Below are 21,447 nucleotides of genomic sequence, written 5' to 3'. Positions count from 1 at the left end.
GTTCCAACACCCAACTTCACTCACGGGGAGCGCAGCTCCAGCAGTACCGCCGTCAAGAGCAGAACGGCGCCGTCCTTGTCCAGCGGATGATTTCCGTTGCCGCACTTGGGTGATTGGACGCACGACGGGCAACCTGCCGTGCATTCACACGAATCGATCGCCTCGCGCGTCGCGTCGAGCCAGCGCACGATCTCCGCATGTCCACGATCGGCGAACCCCGCGCCACCCTGGTGTCCGTCGTAGACGAAGACCGTCGGCAAACCGGTGTCGCGATGCAGCGCGGTGGAGACCCCGCCGATGTCCCACCGGTCGCAGGTGGCCACCAACGGCAGCAGACCGATCGCGGCGTGCTCTGCCGCATGCAGCGAGCCTGGGAAGCGATCCGGCGGAATCCCCGCCCGCATAAGCAGTTCCGGTGTCACGGTATACACGACTGCTCGGGTGTCGAGCCGCTGCACCGGCATGTCCAGATCGACCGCATCGACGATCTCGCCGGAATGCAGCTTCCGTAGGTAGCCGATCACCTGGTTGCTCACCTCGACGCGAACCAGCCCGACGGTGACCTCACCGAACGTGCTCTGCTCCAACCAGTCCTCGATGACGATGTCGGTGACTTCCCGAGCCGACGTGGTCCAGTCCGGATTCTCCGGGTGCACCAACGCAATTCCGTCGTCGAGGTCCAGCTCGTCCACCACGAACGACTCGCCTTGGTGAATGTGGACCGCCCCCGGATAAACGGTCGACGGCGCTTTCGCCGCATCCGACGTCCCCAGCATGCGACCGGAACCGCCGTCGACTATCGCGACCTGCATCCCGATCCCGCCGCGAATGTTCAGTGCCGCATGCGGATTGGTCTCCGCGCCGACGAACCAGCCGTGCCCGCGTCGCCGAATCAGTCCATGCTCGGCCAACTCGGTCAGCACGTCCCACGCGCCGAATGCACGTACTTCGTCATCAGAAAGCGGCAGTTCCATTGCGGCGCAGAGCAGTTGCGGTCCCAATACATAGGGATTGGTGGGGTCGGTGACGGTCGCCTCGACCGGCTTGTCGAGCAGCGCGGCCGGGTGGTGCACCAGATAGGTGTCGAGCGGATCGTCGCGCGCCACCAGCAACACCAGTGACCCCTCGCCGCGGCGGCCCGACCGGCCCGCCTGCTGCCAGAACGACGCGACCGTGCCCGGAAAGCCCGCCACCACAACGGCGTCGAGCCCGGCGATGTCGACACCCAGCTCCAGCGCGTTGGTCGTCGCCGCGCCCAGCAGCGTGCCGTCGGCCAGTGCGGCCTCCAGCTCGCGGCGATCCTCGGCCAGATATCCGGCCCGGTAGGCGGCGACACGTTCGGGTAGGTCGGGGTCCACCTCGGCGAGCAGGCGCTGCGTGCCCAGAGCGGTCAGCTCGGCGCCGCGTCGTGATCGGACGAAGGTCACCGTCCGCGCGCCCTCGACCACCAGATCGGCCATGATCCGCGACGCCTCCGAACCGGCGGATCGTCGAATCGGCGCGCCGTTCTCGCCGGTCACGTGCTGCAGCAGCGGCGGCTCCCACAGGGCGACCGTGCGCGGACCGTGCGGCGATCCGTCGTCGACCACCTCCTCGCACGGCGCCCCGATCAGCCGACTCGCGGCCGCTCCCGGCTCCGACGTCGTCGCGCTGGCAAGCACGAACACCGGATCGGCTCCGTATCGGGCGCACAACCTGCGCAGCCGCCGCACTACCAGCGCAACGTTGGATCCGAAGACACCGCGGTAGTAATGGCATTCGTCGATCACGACGTAACGCAGGTTGCGCAGGAACGGCGCCCAGCGTTCGTGGCCGCGCAGAATCCCGACGTGCAGCATGTCCGGATTGGTGAAGATCCAGCGCGCGTTCGCCCGTGCCCACTGGCGAACCTCGGTCGGGGTGTCACCGTCGTAGGAACAGGGGTAGATCGCGCGGAGGTCGTTCTCGCTGTCGGTGAGCTCTTGCGCGGAGCGCAGCTGATCTGCGCCCAACGCCTTGGTCGGGGCGAGATACAGAGCGGTTGCCCGTGGATGTACGGCCAGCGCCGTCAGAATCGGAAGTTGATAGCCCAACGACTTGCCCGACGCCGTACCCGTCGACACCACCACGTTGCGTCCGGACGCCGCGATCGACGCAGCCTCGGCCTGATGGGTCCACGGCCGCCGCACTCCTGCCTCGTCGAGCGCCCGGACAGCGGCCGGATGGGCCCACTGCGGCCAATCGGCGAAGCGTGCCGCACGCGCGGGAAGCTCGGCGTAGTGCGTCAACGGATCTTCGTTGGCCGGTGTCCCGACCAAGACGCGGTTGAGCAACGACCGACCATAGGTGAGGGTGCCGTGGCCGTCGGACGGGGTCGATCGGGACGGCGTGGTCACTCGATGCTCCGAAACGGGGGTTGTCGATGTGCTCGAAGACCTCCGATCATCGGAAGTCGAGCTGCTCCGATGCTATACGGAGACTCGCGTCACACACTTTTTGCTGGACGATTCTCTGGTTATCAGTCAGCAAACAGACCGCATGTTCAGTTTTCTTGGCATAGCCCCTCACCTGCGCATACGCATGATCAACTATTTGTTTAATTGTTGGCGTCTCGACTGTCGCACTCGCCGAACTCATGGTTGACTGGGCCTTGGTCGCAAGCTTCTGTGTTCGTAGGCTCTTCATGTGCAAGCGCTTCGCAGGATCGTTGTTGCGGGCGGTGTGCTTGGTGCTTTCCTGGGGGAAATCAAGAAGTACAACGGTCGGAACGGGCCCGGTGGACTAGTAAGTGCTGTCCACCGATTCCGGTAAGAAAGAGAAGGAAAAGCATGGCACAGGGAACCGTGAAGTGGTTCAACGCGGAGAAGGGCTTCGGCTTCATCGCTCCGGAGGACGGCTCAGCTGACGTCTTCGTCCACTACTCCGAGATCCAGGGCAGCGGCTTCCGCACCCTCGAGGAGAACCAGCGCGTCGAGTTCGAGGTCGGCCAGGGCACCAAGGGCCCGCAGGCCACCGGCGTTCGCGCGGTCTGATTGACAGTCCGCTTCTAGCGAACGGACAAACTCAAGGGTCCGATTCATAGAATCCGCCCTGCCCGTCCCCCATCTCCGTTTCGACGGGGGTGGGGGACGAGTCCGTTTCTGGGCACCTGTGTTCGTGTCCCTGCCAGCACAACCGACGTCGTGACATTAGTGTCCGAGTGTGGGTCAGCTGTCCTTCTTCTCTGCAGAATCGGTGCCGCCGGCGGTCACCGATCTCAGTGGACTGCTTGCGGGGCCCGGCCAGGTGGTCACCTCAGCGGGGCGGGCACGCATTTCGGCGGTGGTCGACGCGCAGTGGCGCGCCCGTGCTGTTGCGGCGGCGATCGAAGAATGCGGACTGACGGCCGAGATCGCCCGCTCCGAAGAAGGGCATCCGCTCGTCCGCACGGACGCCGTCCTTGCGCTGGCCCCACTCGCGTCACAATGGACAAAGGGTGCAGTCAAGGCAGCGCCGCGGGGTTGGGTACCCGGACCGCGAGAGTTGCGGATCTGGGCCCTTGCCGCCGGATACGGCGAGAACGACGGCGAACGTTTTGTCCTCGGCCTCGATCCGCACGCATCGGACACGTACTCCGCACTCGCAGAATCCCTGATCCGGGCCGGAATAGCGCCCACCCTGATCGGCACGCGGGGCAACAGTCCGGGACTGCGAATCGTCGGTCGCCGACGCCTGACCCGGCTCGCCGAAAACATCGGCGAACCCCCGGCGGACATCGATCCCGAGGTGCATTGGCCGACGTTCTGACGGGGCGTAAAGGTACTGAACTGCGAGTATGCGCGTACGGTGTGGGATTCTGTACGTAATTCGACTCGGTAACGACGGGTCGACACCGGCACGTGATGCACCCTGGAGGTGCACACGGAGCACAAAGGAAAGGCACGGCACAGGTGGCCACACGAGACAAGACAGCGTCAGGGGATACGTCCGCGACGGGACGAAACCCGCGTCGCCTCGTGATCGTCGAGTCGCCGACCAAGGCCCGCAAGATCGCGCCCTACCTCGGCAAGGACTACACGGTAGAGGCCTCGGTCGGGCACATCCGTGACCTTCCGCGCGGCGCTGCCGACGTTCCCGCCAAGTACAAAGGTGAGTCCTGGGCGCGACTCGGCGTCGACGTCGACCACGACTTCAACGCTCTCTACGTGGTCAGCCCCGACAAGAAGTCGAAGGTCACCGAGCTCAAGAGCCTGCTCAAGGACGCCGACGAACTCTTCCTCGCCACCGACCCCGACCGCGAGGGCGAAGCCATCGCGTGGCACCTGCTCGAGGTGCTGAACCCCAAGGTTCCGGTCCGCCGGATGGTCTTCCACGAGATCACCAAGCCCGCGATCCTGGCGGCGGCCGAGGACACCCGCGAACTCGACCAGGATCTGGTCGATGCGCAGGAGACCCGGCGCATCCTCGACCGGCTCTACGGCTACGAAGTCAGCCCGGTGCTGTGGAAGAAGGTCATGCCGCGGCTCTCCGCGGGCCGCGTGCAGTCCGTCGCCACCCGCGTGATCGTGCAGCGCGAGCGGGAGCGCATGGCATTCCGGTCCGCCGAGTACTGGGACATCTCCGCCAAGCTCGACGCCGGTGCGGAGGCGTCGCCGCGTACCTTCGGTGCGCGCCTGGTCAGCGTCGACGGCTCGCGCGTCGCCGCCGGTCGTGACTTCGGTCCGGACGGTCAGCTCAAGTCCACGAGTGTGGCCGTGCTCGACGAGACTCGTGCGCGCGCCCTCGCGACATCGCTGGACGGCGTCGATCTGACCGTGTCGTCCGCCGAGTCCAAGCCGTACACCCGCAAGCCGTACCCGCCGTTCATGACGTCGACGCTGCAGCAGGAAGCGGGCCGCAAGCTTCGGTTCACCTCCGAGCGCACGATGCGAATTGCGCAGCGGCTCTACGAAAACGGCTACATCACCTACATGCGTACCGACTCGACCACGCTGTCGCAGTCGGCGATCAATGCCGCTCGGGCGCAGGCCACCGAGCTGTACGGCCCTGAGTACGTGCATGATTCGCCGCGGCAGTACACCCGCAAGGTGAAGAACGCACAGGAGGCACACGAGGCGATTCGACCCTCGGGTGACGTGTTCCAGACTCCGGGGCAGCTGCATTCATCGCTCGACAACGACGAATTCCGTTTGTACGAACTGATTTGGCAGCGCACCGTCGCATCGCAGATGGCGGATGCACGCGGTACGACGTTGACGTTGCGGATCACGGGAACCGCTGCCACCGGCGAGGAATGCACGTTCTCCGCGTCGGGTCGTACCATCACGTTCGCCGGTTTCCTCAAGGCGTACGTGGAGAGTGTCGACGAAGAGGCGGGCGGTCAGTCCGACGATGCCGAGTCGCGCTTGCCCGTGCTCACCGAGGGTCAGGCCGTCACCGCGGCCGAGCTGTCGCCCGACGGACATACGACGAATCCGCCTGCGCGATATACGGAAGCGTCGCTGATCAAGATTCTCGAAGAGATGGGAATCGGGCGACCGTCGACGTATTCGTCGATCATCAAGACCATTCTCGATCGCGGATACGTCTACAAACGCGGCAGTGCGCTGGTGCCGTCGTGGGTGGCGTTCGCTGTGATCGGTTTGCTGGAAGTGCATTTCGGCCGGTTGGTCGATTTCGACTTCACCGCCGCCATGGAAGACGACCTCGACGCAATCGCCGGCGGCCGCCAGCAACGCGGAAACTGGTTGAGCAGCTTCTACTTCGGTGGAACCGACGGTGCCGAAGGTTCGGTCGCCAGCTCGGGTGGACTGAAGAAGATGGTGGGGGAGCGGCTCGAAGAAATCGATGCCCGCGAGATCAACTCGATCAGGTTGTTCAAGGACGATCAGGGGCGCGACATCGTCGTCCGGGTCGGTCGGTTCGGGCCGTACCTGGAGCGGATGGTGCAGAATCCCGTCGAAAATCCAGTTCCTGATGCCGAATTCATCTCCCAGCGTGCGAACCTGCCCGACGATCTGCCGCCCGACGAGCTGACCGTCGACTACGCCGAAAAGCTGTTCTCCACACCGCAAGAGGGGCGCAAGCTCGGCGCGGATCCGGTGACCGGAAACGAAATCGTCGCGAAGGAAGGACGTTTCGGCCCCTACGTCACGGAGATCCTGCCCGAGCCGGAACCCGAACCCGAGCCGGACATCGTGCCTGTTTCCTCAGGGGAGGGCTCGGTCGCGACGAAGGCTCCCGCGAAAAAGGCCAAGAAGGCAGCGAAGAAGGCGGCCGGCCCCAAGCCGCGCACCGGCTCGCTGCTGAAGTCGATGGATCTGGCGACGATCACGCTCGAGGATGCTCTCAAGCTGCTGTCGTTGCCCCGCATCCTCGGCGAGGACCCGGAATCCAAGGAAGAGATCACCGCGCAGAACGGCCGCTACGGCCCATACCTGAAGAAGGGCACCGACTCTCGTTCGCTCGAGAACGAGGAGCAGCTCTTCACGGTATCGCTCGAGGACGCGCTGAAGATCTATGCGGAGCCGAAGCGTCGTGGCAGGCAGTCTGCTGCCACCGCGGCGTTGCGTGAACTCGGCAATGACGCGAACTCGGGCAAGCCGATGGTGATCAAGGACGGTCGGTTCGGTCCGTATGTCACCGATGGCGAAACCAACGCCAGCCTGCGCAAGGGCGACGAGGTGGAGTCCATCACCGACGATCGTGCGTCTGAGCTGCTTGCCGATCGTCGTGCTCGTGGCCCGGTGAAGAAGAAGGCCACCAAGCGTGCGCCCGCCAAGAAGACGGCGGCGAAGAAGACTGCCTCGAAAACCACGGCAACCAAGAAGGCGCCCGCGAAGAAGGCTGCTGCGAAGAAGGCGTGACGGAGCCCGTCGCTAAGGTTGACGCCGTGGCGGGAGTATTCGATCGACTTGTCGGCCAGGACGCCGTCGAATCCGAGTTGACGGCTGCCGCCGTCGCGGCCCGTCGCGGTCGGGCCGACGCCGGATCGGCGATGACGCACTCGTGGCTGTTTACCGGTCCGCCCGGGTCCGGTCGGTCGGTGGCGGCGTTGGCCTTTGCGGCGGCGTTGCAATGCACGGACGAGGGCACGCCGGGTTGCGGTAACTGCCATGCCTGCACCACGACGATGGCGGGCACGCACGGCGACGTGCGTCGCGTCATTCCCGAAGGGTTGAGCATCGGCGTCGACGACATGCGCGCGATCGTGCAGACCGCTGCCCGGAAGCCGAGCACGGGACGTTGGCAGATCGTCGTGATCGAGGATGCCGATCGGCTCAGCGAGCAGGCGGGCAACGCGCTACTGAAGGCCGTCGAAGAGCCGCCGGATCGAACGGTGTTTTTGCTGTGTGCGCCGTCGGTGGATCCGGAAGACATCTCGGTGACGCTGCGATCTCGTTGTCGCCATATGCATTTGGTGACGCCGTCCGTCGATGCGATTGCCCAGGTGCTGCGTGAGCGGGACGGGCTGGAACCGGATCGTGCGCATTGGGCAGCCTCGATCAGCGGCGGTCACGTCGGTCGCGCTCGACGGTTGGCGACCGATGACGAGGCGCGGGCGCGTCGCAAGCGGGCCCTGGGACTGGCAGCGGCGGCGTCGAAGCCTGCGGCGGCGTACGAATCGGCGGAAGAGTTGGTCAAGGCTGCCGAGGCCGAAGCCAAGGAGATGAGCGCGGCCCGCGACGAGCGGGAAACCGAGGAGTTGCGGACGGCGCTCGGTGCAGGCGGGACGGGAAAGGGTGCGGCCGGTGCACTGCGTGGCTCAGCAGGGGCGTTGAAGGATCTGGAGAAGCGGCAGAAGTCCCGTGCCACCCGAACCGGTCGCGACTCGCTGGATAGGGCCCTGATCGACCTCGCGGGCCTCTACCGCGACGCCCTGGCCCACTCGTTCGGCTCGATGGTGACGCCGACCCATCCCGACATGGCCGACGAGGTTGCCCGGCTCGCCGACAATGCCGGTCCGGAGGGCTTACTGCGCTGTGTGGAGGCAATCCTCGACTGCCGCGAAGCGCTCGCAATCAACGTCAAACCCAAATTCGCAGTAGCTGCCATGGTCGCAACCCTTGCGACCACCGGTGCACGTTAGCCCGCTCAACTGGGTGAATGTACCTTTCGTTCGGTTAGATCGAACCGAAGGCGCATTCGCTCATGAGGTCGTTTTCGCATCCGGAGGGGTCACGCGTTAGACTCGCCTGCGCCGTAAGGCACGCCGCCTTAGCTCAGTCGGTAGAGCATTTCACTCGTAATGAAAAGGTCAAGAGTTCGATTCTCTTAGGCGGCTCCACAACTAGCATCGCTCACCTTGGACACCAGGTGAGTGCTGCTGCAAGGCCTCGGGGGAGGGCTGATGGACGAGGAAGACGTCGTATTCGTTCCGACGCGCGCGCGTGACGATTCCGGCAACTTGCTGGTCGAGATTCGCACCCTTGCCGACGGCCAGCGAGCGCTTCCCGCGTACACGTCGCTGGATACCCTGGTCCGAGCTCTCGGGCAGCGGCAACCCTGGGTCGCGCTCGATCAACGCGGTATGACGCAGGTCCAGGTCGCCACCGACTACGAAATTGTGCTGATCAATCCACCGAAACCAGAACCGTCCCCGATTGTCGAACTGATCGAGGAACCGGAACCTGGGGATCAACTTCCACATTCGTGGCTCGAGCCATCGAAGCGAGGCAGGCGATGACGACACCGGGAACGAAGATCAAAGTCGATGACCTCAACGCAGTTGCAAGAGCATTGGTCACCGGTGCGCAAGGTTTCGAGGACGCTCCGGCACCGACTGCGCCCGACGCAGGTGTATCCGCCGGCCCGATCGGAGAATTCATGGCGTCGCTCGCGGATGCAACATCGACCGCTGCTGTCTCGACCGGAAACGCAGCGGACACCGTTCAGGCTGCCCTGACGAAGTACGACCACGTCGATCACAGAAATGGTCAACAACTCGACGACGCCGGCCAAAACATTCAGGGAACGGCACGGGGGTCGACGCGCTGATGGCAATCGACTTGTTCGTTGCGGGCGATCCGCAGTCCTGCTATTCCTGCGGCACGGGTCTTTCCGCTTACGCGACTGGAATCGACGGTGGGTCACATGCCATCTCCGACGCGAAGACGAAGTCCGAGCGCGAGTGGGAAGGCGACGCCGGCAATAAGTTTCGTGGTCGAATTGCCACGATGAGCAAAGGCGCCGATGGTTTGGCGGACCAAGCCCGAGCAGCAGGCAAGGCCATCGATGCGCTCGGCGACGGTCTGACCAATGCAAAGGCCCAAATGCGTCAAGCGGCGAACATGGCTGCCGAAGCGGGTCTCGCGGTGACACCCGACCTGTGCAATCCGGAGATGATCGCGGAGCCGCAGCGAATCTTGGGCCCGATGACGATGCCGCAAGAGGTGAGATACGCCAACCAAGTTCGCGCGTACAACGAAGCTCTACTTGCGACGATCACTGCACGCGATATCGAGAAGAAGGCCCATGCCGCGCTGGCTGATGCACTGAAAGTCGTTGGCACCGTTGTCGAGGATGCAAAGAGCCAACTCAAGTTCTTGGTTCTGGGCGAGACCACCGGCGTGATCGGAACAGCAATCGGTCAATCAGATAAATGGGCTGCGGTGGGCGAAGAGAACAGGGCGAAGGCCGCGAAGTTTCGCGCCATCGCGCAGGAAGCCATCGACAGCGGAGATCCGTTCTGGGAGTCGAAGGCATTGAGTCCGGTGCGCTTCTATGAAGGCCAGGCCGATGATGCCGCAAAGGTGGTTGCGGCGAATACCAAACTTGCCGGAGGGGACGGTCTCATCGGGAAGGCGTTGAGGCCGCTCGAGTGGAACCCGGGTAGCCTCGCCCCAGAGGGAACGGCGCTACGTGCGGCAGGTTCGAAATTGCCAGTTGTCGGATTGGCACTGACCGCATGGCAAACCGAAGAAGATCTAAACAAGGCGCAGGACGGCGGACAGGTCGCAAAGGCGATTGGTAAGAATGTTGGCGGGTACGCGGCCGGGACTGCCGTGACCGAGTTGATACTGGCGAGTACTGCGGGCGGGCCTGCGACATTCTTGGCTGTGACCGCTGGGGTAGGAGTCGCTTTCGGCGTCGGCGAGGTCGTCGATCATTGGGGACCCATCACACGATGGATGGCGCACCCATGGTGACAAGCAATGACTTGCCTCCAATGCCCGACTGGACGACTGGCCGACCACGGCCACCAAAAGCGCCGCGCTTGGAAAGCGGATCGGGCTTGACTACGCCCACTGGTGATCCGCGTGGCCGCCCGCCGGCACCCCCCACTGGGTTAGGGACAAGGCTGGAATGGACGCAACCTGCATCGTTCACGATGAAGTCGATTCCGTTTACCATCGCAGTACTCTTCGGTGCCTTTTTTACGATCACCGATGGTGGATTCGGATGGATCCACAATTGGTTTGCATGGTTCCTGTACGTCGTCGTCGTTGGCCTTCTGCTGTTGATCGGCCGACGGATGTGGGTTGCCGCGGGCGCGAGTTGGCTTCAGTACGGCAAGGCGACGCTCGATACATACAATTTGGTATCGATCGAATGGAAAGCGGCGGGTGCGAGCCGTGTCCTCGATCTCGTTGACGTTCACGGTGTTCGGGTTAGAGCAGTCCCGGTTCGTGAGTTGCAAGAGAACCAGGCGCTTTGGGATCTCGTTTATAACGGGATCCTGCATTCGGCAGCATCTGGCAAGTGTGATGTTTCGGACAGGGCAACGATGTTCCTGAAGATTCCCCGGGGCCTTGGTCATTCGTAAATCGCGCGATTCGCTTCATTGCCTTGCTTGGTGTTGTTGCTCGCCGCCTGCGGAAATTCCGAGCAAGAACCCTCGCCGCCACCAACTCGTCCACCAGCGCAGCAGAGTCGCCGCTCGATGCGTTCGTTCATCTCAAAGTGATCTCACGAGCGAAGAAGCGACGAAAGAATTTGCCGAGAATCCGAAGAACAAGGACTTCGGCGACATCACCAGCGGCATGACTTTGGCACCCGAATTCAAAATCCGTGTCGGGTCGCAGGCCGTGTACGAGGAGCTCTACTCAAAACTGATCGGCAAGCCCGGTGTCGAGCAGGTTGGATACGGCCGGGTTCGCTAGCGCTTCGGGGGAATAGGCTCGAATCACGAAACCGAGGAGCGACCCAGTGAGTCAATCGCCCGCACATCAAGCCTTCCGCACCGCCCGCAACACCCTCCTCGACGCCTATGGCGACTACGAGAAAGCCCTGGACACCTTCGCGTGGCCCCAGTTCGACGGTCAATTCAATTGGGCGATCGATTGGTTCGACGCTGTTGCGCGCGGCAATACCAACACCGCCCTGTGGATCGTCGAAGAGGATGGGACGGAGGCGAAGTACTCCTTCGCCGACATGGCCGACCGCTCGGATCAGGTCGGGCGGTGGCTCCTGCAGATCGGGGTGAAGCAGGGCGACGCTGTGATGCTCATGCTTGGCAACCAGGTCGAGCTGTGGGAGTCGATGCTGGCCGTCATGAAGATCGGCGCAGTGCTGATGCCGACCACCACCGCGGCCGGACCCGCTGATCTCACCGATCGCGTTGCCCGTGGCGGAGCGCGCGCTGTCATCGCCAATTCCGCCGACGCCGACAAGTTCGCCGACGTGGCCGGCGACTACCTGCGAATCGTCGTCTCCGGCGCGAGTGACGGTTGGCTCGACTACCGACAGGCGTATGCGGTCCAACCTGAACCGTTCGAAACTGTCACCGCCCCAACGGATCCGATGCTCTACTACTTCACCTCGGGTACGACGAGCCGCCCCAAGCTGGTCGAACACACACAGATTTCGTACCCGGTGGGCCATCTGTCGACGACGTACTTTCTGGGTCTGCGACCGGGCGATGTGCACCTCAACATCAGTTCACCAGGTTGGGCGAAGCATGCGTGGAGCTGCTTCTTCGCGCCGTGGATCGCCGAGGCGACCATCTTCATCTACAACTACACGCGATTCGACGCCAACGCGCTGCTGCAGCAGATCCGTCGCGCCCACGTGACGACCTTCTGCGCGCCACCTACGGTGTGGCGCATGCTCATTCAGGCCGACCTGGGCGGCGGAGCAGGGTCGCTTCGCGAGGCCATCGGTGCCGGTGAGCCGCTCAATCCCGAAGTCATCTCACACGTTCAGCGCGAGTGGGGCCTGACCATCCGCGACGGCTTCGGGCAGACCGAGACCACGGCGCTGGTGGGGAACACTCCGGGATCTGCGCTGAAGTCGGGCTCGATGGGCCGACCGCTGCCCGGCGTGCCCGTCGTCATCGTCGACCCGGCGACCGGCGAACTGGCCGACGAGGGCGAGATCTGCCTCGATCTCGCTTCCGCGCCAACGAATTTGATGACCGGCTACGTCAACGACCAGGCCAAGACGCAGCGGGTGATGGAAGGCGGTTACTACCACACCGGTGATGTCGCGGCCCGCGACAGCGACGGGTACATCACCTACGTGGGGCGAACCGACGACGTCTTCAAAGCATCCGACTACAAGATCTCGCCGTTCGAGCTGGAGAGCGTCCTGATCGAGCACCCGGCGGTGGCAGAGGCAGCCGTCGTGCCCGCACCCGACGAAACACGACTCGCCGTGCCGAAGGCCTACGTCGCCCTCGCCGCAGGATGGGAACCCAACGAGCAGACGGCAATCGAGATCCTGTCCTATGCTCGCCAGCACCTCGCGCCCTACCTGCGCGTCCGTCGCATCGAGTTCTTCGAGCTCCCCAAAACGATCTCCGGGAAGATTCGACGGGTCGAGCTGCGCGCCCGCGAAGAGGCCGCGACCGAGCGAATCGCCACCGAATTCCGCGACGACGGAATCAGGGGCGACCGCGCGTCCGGCTGATCGGGGTCAGCGACCGGAGAGGGATCCGAAGTCCGGGAGCCCGGGTATGGCCGGCGCCGACGCGCCGGGAACTGTGACCACCGGAGATGCCTGCTGAACGGCGAAAGAGGGATTCGGGAACAGCTTCAGCACCGTGTCGAGACCGGGGTAATCCGACACCCACATTGCCGGGTCCGATTGGTCGCGAGCGCAACTCGCCAGCGCCACATAGGAACCGTCCGGAACCGCCGTGACGGATTGCGTCGTAGACCCCGGCTGGATGTCGCTGTGGTCGTAGAGAGTTTGACCGCCACCGAAGACCACCTCGATGGGCGGAAGTACTCCACCCGGGGCAGGCGCGAGCGACGTTGTGCAGCTGATCACCGAGCCTGAATTGTTGGTGATCGTGTTCTTCACGGTCGACCCGCTGACCGAAAATGCATAGGTGACATCGCTTGCCTGTGAGGCCGATGCCTGCGGGGTCGCAGTAAGAGCGAGCGGAATCGAAACTGCGGCAACAAAGGCCGAGCGCGTGATCAATCGCATCCTTATGTCCCTTTTGTCGAGTGCAATGTCTGATTTGTCAGTGTGCACGAGAAGAGACGGGGCCGCGTCCGTTGCGGCAACGACTCGGTTACGGTGCTCGAACCCACTGTCGAGCGGATAACGCCACCGGCGGGATACCGTATTCGCAAATGAACGTCGCAGCCGGCATCGACCGCTTCCAGCAGAAGTATCCGGCTGCGTCGTTCCCGCTTGCGGTGGTCTACAAGTACTTCGACGATCAGGGCAACTACCTTGCCGCCACGCTGACGTACTACGCATTCGTGTCGATCTTCCCGCTGATGCTGCTCGGCACGTCGATTCTCGGGTTCGTGTTGCGCGGCCGGCCACAGCTCCAGCAACAGATCATCGACTCGGTACTGAGCCGATTCCCGATCATCGGCGACGAGATCGGCCGACCGGATGGCTTGCAGGGCTCCACCTCCGGCCTGATCGTCGGTGTGGCGGTTGCGCTCTACGGTGCGCTCGGCCTGGGACAGGCGCTGCAGAACACGCTCCACGTGGCGTGGTCGGTCCCACGGAACAGCCGACCGAACCCGCTGCTGTCGAGGTTGAAGAGCCTGATCTTGCTCGTGACGGTCGGGTTCGCACTTCTGGTGCTGACGGCGGTGTCCGCCATCGGCACCGCGATGTTGTCCCGAGTGTCGATCCGGGGCTGGGATTGGCTCAATCCTGTTCTGCGGTGGGGTATTCCCATCGCTACCATTTTGATCACCGGCGCCATGCTGAGCGTGTTGTTCCGGCTGGGATCGGCGCGCAGAGACAGCGTGGTTCGCACAGCGCCGGGCGGATTCGCGCTCGCCGTGATGTGGCAGGTGCTGCAGATCGCTGGTGCACAATATGTTTCGCGCGTGCTGGTCGGCTCCGCGACGATGACCCGCACGTTCGCATTGGTGCTCGGATTGATCGGCTTCATCTTCATCGGCGCGGTGATGGCGGTAATGGCGATGGAGATCAACGTTGTGCTCACCCGCCATCTGTATCCGCGAGCGGTGTTGACGCCGTTCACCGACAACGTCGAGCTCACCGCCGCCGACAAGCGCGCATATCGCAATTACGCTCGGGCCCAACGGCACAAAGGGTTCGAGACCGTCAGCGTGCGCTTCGGTAAGAAGTCCGACGACGACGATGACGACGGCGATACCCTCGACTGAGCCGCACAAACTCGAGGACGGTCGCGCCATGACGAAAGAGCTGCTCACCGACGAACAGATCGCTGCGATGACACCCGGGGAGCGCAAGGTGCTCATGGAGCGATTGGCGCGTCCGCTCGATCAGATACTGCCTTCGGCCGGATTCGTGGAGTGGGTACGGCGAATTCGGTTGGGGCTGATGATCGGCGGGTCGATCCTACTGACCCCGTGGGTCGTGTTTCTCGCTGTGACGCTTCCCAATTCGTACGAAGCTCGCAATTGGTCGCTCACCTGGGTCGGCTTCGACCTGCTGCTCGTGCTGTTGATGGTGACGACAGCGATATTGGGCTGGAAGCGCAGGCAGTTACTGATCCTGACCGGTTTTGCGACAGGTGTGCTGCTGGTGTGCGACGCCTGGTTCGATGTCATGACATCGGCGCCCGACGACATCTGGGTCTCGATCGCGACCGCCGTGTTCGCGGAACTGCCGTTGGCCGCGATCCTTATCGGCGGAACGTTGCGGTTGATTCGCGTGGTCGCGATGCGGAACTGGCTGTTGGATCCCGGAACGCCGCTGTGGCAACTGCGCCTACCGAACCTTGCCGCTCCCCGAAACTGGGGTACGGGCGCGGCCGGGAATCTTGACCTACGCTAACTGTGTCGGGATTGCAGTCGGTCGATCTGGGGGATTCGCAAGTGGCTACGGAAACGATCATCGAACTCGGCACGGATTTCTACCGTGATCCACACGAGTTCTACCGCCGGGTGCGCTCGGACGGTGGTGTTCACAAGGTGCGACTCGAGAACGGCGTTGTCGGGTGGTTGATCACCGATTACGCACTCGCCAAGCAGGTGTTGGTCGACCCGACCGTGCGCAAGGACGCGTACTCCGACACCGGGGTTGCAGCACGTATCGTCGCCGGTCAAACCGATGCAGGGCAAATCCTCAACCGCCACATCACCGAGCACATGCTCAATTCGGACCCACCGAAACACACGCGACTCCGGAGTCTGGTCAACAAGGCTTTCACCTCGCGCGCCGTCCGGGCGTTGGAGCCGCGCATCGTCGAAATCGCCGATCGGCTACTCGATGACATGGAACGCCACGATTCCGTCGACCTGCTCGACAGCTATGCCTTTCCGCTCCCGATTACGGTGATCTGCGAACTGCTCGGTGTTCCGGTCGCCGATCGCGACGACTTCCGCGACTGGTCCAATGCTGTGGTCAGTGTGGGCAGGCCCGCCGATATGCGCGATGCGAGCGATCACCTCGACCGATACCTGACCGGGCTCATCGAAGGCCGGACGGCTGCGCCCGGCGACGACCTGCTCTCGGAATTGATTGCGGCGACCGAAAACGGTGATCGGCTCACAGCCGACGAACTGGTGTCGATGGCGTTTCTGTTGCTGGTTGCAGGCCACGAAACGACGGTGAATCTCATCGGCAACACGATGATTGCACTGCTGGACAATCCGGCGGATCTGTCTGCTCTTCGCGAAGATCCGGAACGTATCCCAGCTTTCATCGAAGAGTCGCTTCGCCACGAAGGCCCCGTCCACATTGCGACGCTGCGGTACACGACGGAATCGATCACAGTGGGAGACACCGAGATAGGCGGGCGAGAGATGATTCTGGTCTCGCTCAGCGGTGCAAATCGCGATCCCAAGCGATTCGACGACCCCGAAGAGTTGGACCCGACACGGCTGCGCAACAGCCACCTGGCGTTCGGCTACGGCATCCACCATTGCGTCGGCGCACCACTTGCTCGGCTGGAAGGCCGAATCGCGTTGGAGCGGTTGATTGCTCGATTCCCGGACATCGCGCTCGACGCTGCTGCCGACGATCTGGAGTGGCGGCACAGCCTGTTGATTCGCGGTCTGACGTCGCTGCCCGTGAAGCTGGCGCGATGACAGACAAATTCGTCCAAGTAACAGCAGACGTAGCGCCGTCGGCCGCGAGTATCTTTGCGGTACTGGCGAATCCGGCGAAGCACGTTGAGATGGACGGTTCCGGGATGCTTGTCCTCGCACGAGCACCGGAGGTCATCACGGCGGTCGGGCAGATCTTTGCGATGAGCATGAAGGACGAGCAGGGCAGGTCGTACGAGGTGGACAATCACGTCGCGGCCTTCGACGCCGATCGGCATATCGCCTGGCTTCCGGGTGCGGCCGGCGCTGAGCCCCTGGGCATTCGATGGGACTGGGTGCTCGAGCCGACCGAGACGGACACCCGTGTCACGCAGCGATGCGACTGGTCGCAGGTAACCAACGAGCGCTACCTGGCGACGTTCACGTTGCCGCGCGTCTCGGCGGAGAAGATGCGGGCAAGCATCGAGAAGGTGGCCGACTTGGCATCACGCGTCGGGGAACAGCCCTAGCAAGTCCGGGAGCACTAGCGACACCTCGTCGAGTGGGTGAAAATCGCCGACCGTGCCTGCGGCGTGAACCGGGACACGCACGAAAATGACGTCCGATCCGGTCCCGGAATCCAGCTCGATCGCAACAAGCTGGGTGCGCTGGGAGTACTCGGCCGATCCGTGCCACTGGCCGACGTGACCGAAATTGAGTTCGCGCGCCGGCAGGTACTCGGGTGTGCCTGATTGGAGACGATCCACGACTCCCACTCGGCCAAGGATACTCAGCCGAGCGGTCTGTGGCCACCCCTCCAACCAGGACTTACCGCCAGCAGCGAATGATCCGCTACTTGTCGAACTGGGGGCACTGGTACTTCAACGCGGCCTTACTGACCGCCGCGCTGTCGTCGAATGCCTGCTGGTAGGTGACCGACGCTCCGGGTGGGCTTGCCGGCGAGACGTCGGTAAGCGACTTCCCTGCTGCCTTCAGGCCGTCCTTCAGCTGGGCTGTCGTGCGCTCGATCGCCGCTGCGGCGTTCGGATCCTTCTGAGCCGCTATCGACGAGCAAAACGCGCGGCCCATCGCGGGCAGCGCGAAGCTCGACTTGCGCTGATCGTCGGAGAGCGACACCAGGTCGCAGACGGCCTTCGTGAACTGGGCATCGCCGTTGGCGGGCGGCGGATCGAGATTCATGCTCTTCGCGTTGTCCACAGCCGCCTTTGCACCGGGGTCGGTGCTCTCCTCCAGGTTGGGCAGCGTCGAGGCCGCGCACTTGCCGCCCGTGGACGTGTCGACGGCTGCCGCCGCGGTCGTGCCGGAGTCGGACGAGGAATCCGACGAGCTACATCCCATCAGCCCGACCGTCGTCACAGCAGCCAGCCCGGCCACTACCAATTTCACGCCCTGCAAACGCATGTCAACCCTTCCGAAACAAACCGACCGAACGACGGTCAATGCTTGCACGCCCAAGGGGCGATTGTCCTTTCGAGTGACGAACGACGCGTTATCGGACATCGCACGGGATCCAGTCACCGCGCCGAAAGCGCGATCCTCAATTAAGGTCCACATCCATCACGCCCGAGTAGGAAGGCTGTAGATGAGCAATCGCGAGTGGATCGAGCTGACCGACGCCATGCAAATGTTGGAAACGCAGCTGACGGATGCTCAGGAATCCGGTTCCAATGGGCTTTCGCGCTTCGAACTCGGCAAGATCGAAGTGGAGTTCGGAATCGACCTACGCACCAATGCGACAGGCGATACGGGCCTCGAATTCGGTGTGCTGTCGATCGACCCTCTCGGCGAAACGCTGCCGGAAGCGGCGCACCGCATCAAGTTCACGCTCCACCCGAAGGATCCTGCCGCCCAGCTGAAAGGCGCCAGGCACCGCCGCTGACCGGTAGCGTTGATGGGGTGAACCTCACCACCGCATCGCGCCGCAACATCGGCGCGCCGCTCGCCGTCGCGGGCATCGGGCTGGTGGGGGCAGCGATGCTGCGCGTGCGCGATCCGCACGTCGACGGTGCGTACGGGTATTGCCCGTTCCATGCCATCACCGGGTGGTGGTGTCCGGCCTGCGGTGGCATGCGGGCGATCAACGACCTGACTCACGGAGATGTTGTGGCCTCGTTGTCCAGCAACATTTTCGTCGTTCCGCTTCTCGCCGTACTGCTGGTGGTCTGGGTGCGCTGGCTGCATCGTCGGTGGCAGGGCAGCGACATTCGGCCACTCTCGATCGGCACGCGGACGGTAGTCGTCGTGGTCGTCGTAGCCACCGTTTTCACGATCGTCCGAAACACCCCGTGGGGGAGCTGGCTTGCGCCCGCATAAGAAAGGTGAACCGATGTTGCTGCAAATCTTTTCGGTCGTAGTGCTGGTCGGTGCGTTGATCGCGTTGATTCCGGTTGCGCGGCAGGCGTTTCGAAAGTCCGACGACGAGAAGTAGCTTCAGGCGCTGGCGGCGTGGTATTTCGCCTGGTGCGCGAGCAGCGGTGCCAGCTGCTCGTCGTGTGACATCGCCAGCAGCTCTTCGAGTTTGCGCCGATCCGCGTCGGCGGCGGGCGTGAAGATCTGTATCCACGAGTTGGTGAGAGTGGGCACCGTCAGGCTGGTGATGTACATCTCGATGTCGCCGACGGCAAGGCTGCGCAGAATTCGGACCTTGCGCATGATGGGCACGGCGACGTCGTTTCGCTCCCACAGCGCAGCGAATTCCGGACTGGCAGTAGACAATCGACCGATGAAGTCCAACCAGGTCGGATCGCCGACGTTCTTGCCGTACGCGCCACGCAGATAGGCGACCATTCGGCCCTTGTCATCTTGCTGCGGAGCGAATGCGTTGCAACAGCCGGGTGTGGTGAAGACCTCCCACAGTGTGTTTCGCCCGCTCGATATGCAGCCCGGGCACAGTGCCTGATAGGCGTCGTTGTAGCGAAGCACGTCGTAGCGAGGGCCCAGCAGACACGCGGGCAGTGCGCCCAGATGATCCAGGATCGTCTGCAACTCCTCGGGAATCTGCTCACAACCCGACGCGGGCACGGTCGGAACATCGGCGAGCCGATAGAGATGCGCGTGTTCGGCCGCATCGAGGCGCAATGTTCGAGCCACGGCGTCCAGCACCTGAGTGCTGACATTGATGGATCGGCCCTGCTCCAGCCACGTGTACCAGGTGATGCCGATGCCGGACAGCTGCGCGACTTCCTCACGCCGCAGGCCAGGCGTGCGCCGACGCGGACCCGGTGGCAGTCCCACCTCGTCCGGCGATATGCGTCCACGGCGCGATTTCAGGAATGCACTCAGCTCGTCGCGGAGCGCTTTGCGCTCGGCCCTGCGGATATCCACGGCGTCTGGCGTCATGTCACTCATCGTGACCTATCGACAGCACCTGTGCCAGGTGCCACCAGTACTAGTTTCAACGGGCTCCTGTTACCCGTATCGGATCTGCCGCACGCTCGGTCCCATGACTCGAACTCTTGCTCGTCCGATACCGATCCCCGACAACGACGTACCCGACAACAAACCTGGCAGCAAGCGCACCGGCGTTCTGCTCGCCGTCATTTTGACCGGCCAGTTCATGGCAGTACTGGACGCCGCGATCGTCAACGTCGCGATTCCATCGATCCAGACCTCGCTGCATGCTAGTGGCGCAGGCCTGCAGTTGGTGATCGCGGGCTACGTCATCGCGTACGCCGTGCTCCTGGTGACCGGTGCCCGACTTGGGGACCGGCTCTCTCAACGCCGGGTCTTCATGATCGGGCTGGCGCTCTTCACGGCGGCATCGCTCGCGTGCGGACTGGCATGGACCACGGAAGTGCTTGTCGCGTTCCGCTTCGCTCAGGGGATCGGCGCGGCGTTGATGGTTCCGCAGGTGATGACTCTGATTCAGCGCACCTTCACAGGACCGGCTCGCGCACGAGCTCTGAGCGCGTACGCGGCGGTGATCTCCGGGGGTGCCGTCGTAGGGCAGGTTCTCGGCGGTGCCATCGTGACCGCTGACCTGTTCGGATCCGGTTGGCGCGGAGTCTTTTTGGTCAACGTCCCGATCGGTGTCATTCTTTTGGTCTTCGCCTTCCGGATCCTGCCGCGCACCACTGCGCAGCAACCGCGCAAGCTCGACGTCGCAGGCTTGCTCACGCTGTCGCCTGCCGTGCTGCTGCTCGTGTTCCCTCTGGTGCTGGGCCGCGACGAGCACTGGCCGGTGTGGGGCTGGATTGCGCTCGTGGCCAGCGTCGTAGTATTCGGCGCCTTCGTCGTTGTCGAGCGCGGCGTTGCCGCCCGCGGTGGCGCGCCGCTCTTCCCAGGGCGCCTTTTGCGTGTGCCTGGGCTGTTACTCACTGCCGCAACGATGTTCCTGGTGATGGGTACCTTCAGTGGCTGGTTGTTCGTTATGGCGATTCACCTGCAGAACGGGTTGGGCAACAGCCCGCTGCAGGCCGGCCTGCTGTTCATTCCGAACGCAGCCTGCTTCGCGATCGCGAGCTTGAACTGGGAACGGATTCCGGAACGGTTGCACAGCAGCATGATTCGACTGGGAATGGCCGTCGCGGCGATCACGATGGTCGTGTTGGGCGTATTGCTACGCGGCGGTGGTCAATTCGGCCCGGTCGAGCTGATCGTGTTCGGATTCTTCGGTTTTGGTTTCGGCTTTGCATTCAGTCCGTTGATGAATCGGGCGTTGTCGTCGGTGCCTGTCACGGCCGCCGCCGATGCCAGCGGAATTCTGGTCACCTCGGTTCAACTCGGCATGGTGGTCGGTGTCGCCTCGTTCGGCACTCTGTTCCTCGGCATCGTCGACCGCGGACATTCGACGGGATATGCGGTCGGGATCACCGCGATCGTGGAGGGCGTGACCCTCGCGGTGGCAGCCTTTTTGGCTCACCGTGCCGTCAGGACACATCGGGCGGCATAGCCTAGGCTTTTACCCCGGGTAACGAATGCTTTCGGGCGCTCGACATACACCGCAGAGAATCATCGAGGGGAAGGAGCAGGCATGGAGTCTTTGTACGACGTTGCGGTTGCACTCGTAACGCTGTTCTTCCACGAGACGCTGCCGCTACTCGGCCCCATTTGGAGCCAGTTCTGACCGGTGCCGCCGCGCTCTCCTGATCGGATC

22 protein-coding genes and 1 tRNA gene are annotated in these 21,447 nt (G+C 63.4%); 18 read left to right on the top strand and 5 right to left on the bottom strand.

Annotated features, from left to right (window positions below; translation table 11 throughout):
• Window positions 1-20: 20 nt before the first annotated feature.
• Complete coding sequence (locus FOY51_RS00290) at window positions 21-2,312, bottom strand: DEAD/DEAH box helicase (protein ID WP_235916082.1); 2,292 nt, start codon at window positions 2,310-2,312, stop codon at window positions 21-23.
• Between the two features lie 495 nt (window positions 2,313-2,807).
• On the opposite strand from FOY51_RS00290, the gene FOY51_RS00285 reads away from it, so the two are divergent.
• From FOY51_RS00285 to FOY51_RS00235, 11 genes are all read left to right on the top strand, one after another.
• The gene (locus FOY51_RS00285) at window positions 2,808-3,011 is read left to right on the top strand and encodes a cold-shock protein (RefSeq protein ID WP_005248460.1); all 204 of its coding nucleotides are present in this window, start codon (window positions 2,808-2,810) and stop codon (window positions 3,009-3,011) included.
• 169 nt (window positions 3,012-3,180) lie between these two features.
• Window positions 3,181-3,765 carry a hypothetical protein gene (locus FOY51_RS00280; protein ID WP_149428220.1) on the top strand — a complete coding sequence of 195 codons (585 nt, stop codon included), beginning with the start codon at window positions 3,181-3,183 and terminating at the stop codon, window positions 3,763-3,765.
• A 143-nt stretch (window positions 3,766-3,908) separates the two neighbouring features.
• Window positions 3,909-6,824, top strand: coding sequence for a type I DNA topoisomerase (gene topA / locus FOY51_RS00275; RefSeq protein ID WP_235916008.1), 2,916 nt, complete (start codon window positions 3,909-3,911; stop codon window positions 6,822-6,824).
• Window positions 6,825-6,850: 26 nt separating this feature from the next.
• Window positions 6,851-8,047, top strand: a complete 1,197-nt coding sequence (locus tag FOY51_RS00270; protein ID WP_149428218.1) for a DNA polymerase III subunit delta' — start codon at window positions 6,851-6,853, stop codon at window positions 8,045-8,047.
• 122 nt (window positions 8,048-8,169) lie between these two features.
• Window positions 8,170-8,245 (top strand) — tRNA-Thr (locus tag FOY51_RS00265).
• 63 nt (window positions 8,246-8,308) lie between these two features.
• A complete protein-coding gene (locus tag FOY51_RS00260; RefSeq protein ID WP_149428217.1) occupies window positions 8,309-8,644 on the top strand; it encodes an SseB family protein in 336 nt (111 codons plus the stop codon).
• A complete protein-coding gene (locus FOY51_RS00255) occupies window positions 8,641-8,955 on the top strand; it encodes a hypothetical protein (protein WP_149428216.1) in 315 nt (104 codons plus the stop codon). Before FOY51_RS00260 ends, FOY51_RS00255 begins: the two co-directional genes overlap by 4 nt.
• Window positions 8,955-10,106 (top strand): hypothetical protein, encoded by a 1,152-nt coding sequence (locus FOY51_RS00250; RefSeq protein WP_149428215.1) that lies wholly within the window; start codon window positions 8,955-8,957, stop codon window positions 10,104-10,106. The genes FOY51_RS00255 and FOY51_RS00250 overlap by 1 nt, the downstream gene beginning before the upstream one ends.
• A 182-nt stretch (window positions 10,107-10,288) precedes the next feature.
• Window positions 10,289-10,723: a hypothetical protein gene (locus tag FOY51_RS00245; protein WP_149428214.1), complete on the top strand. Its 435-nt coding sequence runs from the start codon at window positions 10,289-10,291 to the stop codon at window positions 10,721-10,723.
• Complete coding sequence (locus FOY51_RS00240) at window positions 10,710-11,060, top strand: hypothetical protein (RefSeq protein WP_149428213.1); 351 nt, start codon at window positions 10,710-10,712, stop codon at window positions 11,058-11,060. Before FOY51_RS00245 ends, FOY51_RS00240 begins: the two co-directional genes overlap by 14 nt.
• A 46-nt stretch (window positions 11,061-11,106) precedes the next feature.
• Window positions 11,107-12,807 carry an AMP-binding protein gene (locus FOY51_RS00235; protein WP_149428212.1) on the top strand — a complete coding sequence of 567 codons (1,701 nt, stop codon included), beginning with the start codon at window positions 11,107-11,109 and terminating at the stop codon, window positions 12,805-12,807.
• Window positions 12,808-12,813: 6 nt separating this feature from the next.
• On the opposite strand, the gene FOY51_RS00230 is transcribed toward FOY51_RS00235, so the two are convergent.
• Window positions 12,814-13,332 (bottom strand): hypothetical protein, encoded by a 519-nt coding sequence (locus tag FOY51_RS00230; protein WP_149428211.1) that lies wholly within the window; start codon window positions 13,330-13,332, stop codon window positions 12,814-12,816.
• 149 nt (window positions 13,333-13,481) lie between these two features.
• Here FOY51_RS00230 and FOY51_RS00225 point away from each other — a divergent pair, with 149 nt between their 5' ends.
• The 4 genes from FOY51_RS00225 to FOY51_RS00210 are packed head-to-tail and all read left to right on the top strand — an operon-like array spanning window position 13,482 to window position 16,861.
• Complete coding sequence (locus tag FOY51_RS00225; RefSeq protein WP_149428210.1) at window positions 13,482-14,504, top strand: YihY/virulence factor BrkB family protein; 1,023 nt, start codon at window positions 13,482-13,484, stop codon at window positions 14,502-14,504.
• Between the two features lie 28 nt (window positions 14,505-14,532).
• On the top strand, window positions 14,533-15,138 hold the full coding sequence (locus FOY51_RS00220) for a hypothetical protein (protein WP_149428209.1): 606 nt from the start codon (window positions 14,533-14,535) through the stop codon (window positions 15,136-15,138).
• Between the two features lie 41 nt (window positions 15,139-15,179).
• Window positions 15,180-16,394 (top strand): cytochrome P450 family protein, encoded by a 1,215-nt coding sequence (locus FOY51_RS00215; RefSeq protein WP_149428208.1) that lies wholly within the window; start codon window positions 15,180-15,182, stop codon window positions 16,392-16,394.
• Window positions 16,391-16,861, top strand: a complete 471-nt coding sequence (locus FOY51_RS00210) for an SRPBCC family protein (RefSeq protein ID WP_149428207.1) — start codon at window positions 16,391-16,393, stop codon at window positions 16,859-16,861. The genes FOY51_RS00215 and FOY51_RS00210 overlap by 4 nt, the downstream gene beginning before the upstream one ends.
• Here FOY51_RS00210 and FOY51_RS00205 read toward each other — a convergent pair.
• Entirely contained in the window at window positions 16,838-17,107 is a 270-nt protein-coding gene (locus FOY51_RS00205; protein WP_149428206.1) for a hypothetical protein, read from the bottom strand. The genes FOY51_RS00210 and FOY51_RS00205 overlap by 24 nt on opposite strands.
• Before the next feature lie 76 nt (window positions 17,108-17,183).
• Entirely contained in the window at window positions 17,184-17,753 is a 570-nt protein-coding gene (locus FOY51_RS00200) for a hypothetical protein (RefSeq protein WP_149428205.1), read from the bottom strand.
• Window positions 17,754-17,934: 181 nt separating this feature from the next.
• On the opposite strand from FOY51_RS00200, the gene FOY51_RS00195 reads away from it, so the two are divergent.
• Complete coding sequence (locus tag FOY51_RS00195) at window positions 17,935-18,231, top strand: trypco2 family protein (protein ID WP_149428204.1); 297 nt, start codon at window positions 17,935-17,937, stop codon at window positions 18,229-18,231.
• A gap of 17 nt (window positions 18,232-18,248) precedes the next feature.
• A complete protein-coding gene (locus FOY51_RS00190; RefSeq protein ID WP_235916007.1) occupies window positions 18,249-18,665 on the top strand; it encodes a DUF2752 domain-containing protein in 417 nt (138 codons plus the stop codon).
• Between the two features lie 117 nt (window positions 18,666-18,782).
• Here FOY51_RS00190 and FOY51_RS00185 read toward each other — a convergent pair whose 3' ends face one another.
• Window positions 18,783-19,691, bottom strand: coding sequence for a helix-turn-helix transcriptional regulator (locus FOY51_RS00185; RefSeq protein ID WP_149428203.1), 909 nt, complete (start codon window positions 19,689-19,691; stop codon window positions 18,783-18,785).
• A gap of 103 nt (window positions 19,692-19,794) precedes the next feature.
• On the opposite strand from FOY51_RS00185, the gene FOY51_RS00180 reads away from it, so the two are divergent.
• The gene (locus FOY51_RS00180; RefSeq protein ID WP_149428202.1) at window positions 19,795-21,243 is read left to right on the top strand and encodes an MFS transporter; all 1,449 of its coding nucleotides are present in this window, start codon (window positions 19,795-19,797) and stop codon (window positions 21,241-21,243) included.
• The last annotated feature ends 204 nt before the right edge of the window (window positions 21,244-21,447 follow it).

Source organism: Antrihabitans cavernicola, assembly GCF_008297975.1.
Classification (GTDB): Bacteria; Actinomycetota; Actinomycetes; order Mycobacteriales; family Mycobacteriaceae; genus Antrihabitans; species Antrihabitans cavernicola.
This window is presented reverse-complemented; position numbering and strand designations above follow the sequence as displayed.

Bases quoted from the DNA above. Each gene is read 5' to 3' on its own strand.
- FOY51_RS00250 (WP_149428215.1), top strand. From the start codon at position 8,955: ATGGCAATCGACTTGTTCGTTGCGGGCGATCCGCAGTCCTGCTATTCC.
- FOY51_RS00195 (WP_149428204.1), top strand. From the start codon at position 17,935: ATGAGCAATCGCGAGTGGATCGAGCTGACCGACGCCATGCAAATGTTG.
- FOY51_RS00220 (WP_149428209.1), top strand. From the start codon at position 14,533: ATGACGAAAGAGCTGCTCACCGACGAACAGATCGCTGCGATGACACCC.
- FOY51_RS00245 (WP_149428214.1), top strand. From the start codon at position 10,289: ATGAAGTCGATTCCGTTTACCATCGCAGTACTCTTCGGTGCCTTTTTT.
- FOY51_RS00230 (WP_149428211.1), bottom strand. From the start codon at position 13,332: ATGCGATTGATCACGCGCTCGGCCTTTGTTGCCGCAGTTTCGATTCCG.
- FOY51_RS00225 (WP_149428210.1), top strand. From the start codon at position 13,482: ATGAACGTCGCAGCCGGCATCGACCGCTTCCAGCAGAAGTATCCGGCT.
- FOY51_RS00210 (WP_149428207.1), top strand. From the start codon at position 16,391: ATGACAGACAAATTCGTCCAAGTAACAGCAGACGTAGCGCCGTCGGCC.
- FOY51_RS00285 (WP_005248460.1), top strand. From the start codon at position 2,808: ATGGCACAGGGAACCGTGAAGTGGTTCAACGCGGAGAAGGGCTTCGGC.
- FOY51_RS00180 (WP_149428202.1), top strand. From the start codon at position 19,795: ATGACTCGAACTCTTGCTCGTCCGATACCGATCCCCGACAACGACGTA.
- FOY51_RS00255 (WP_149428216.1), top strand. From the start codon at position 8,641: ATGACGACACCGGGAACGAAGATCAAAGTCGATGACCTCAACGCAGTT.
- FOY51_RS00185 (WP_149428203.1), bottom strand. From the start codon at position 19,691: ATGACGCCAGACGCCGTGGATATCCGCAGGGCCGAGCGCAAAGCGCTC.
- FOY51_RS00200 (WP_149428205.1), bottom strand. From the start codon at position 17,753: ATGCGTTTGCAGGGCGTGAAATTGGTAGTGGCCGGGCTGGCTGCTGTG.
- FOY51_RS00260 (WP_149428217.1), top strand. From the start codon at position 8,309: ATGGACGAGGAAGACGTCGTATTCGTTCCGACGCGCGCGCGTGACGAT.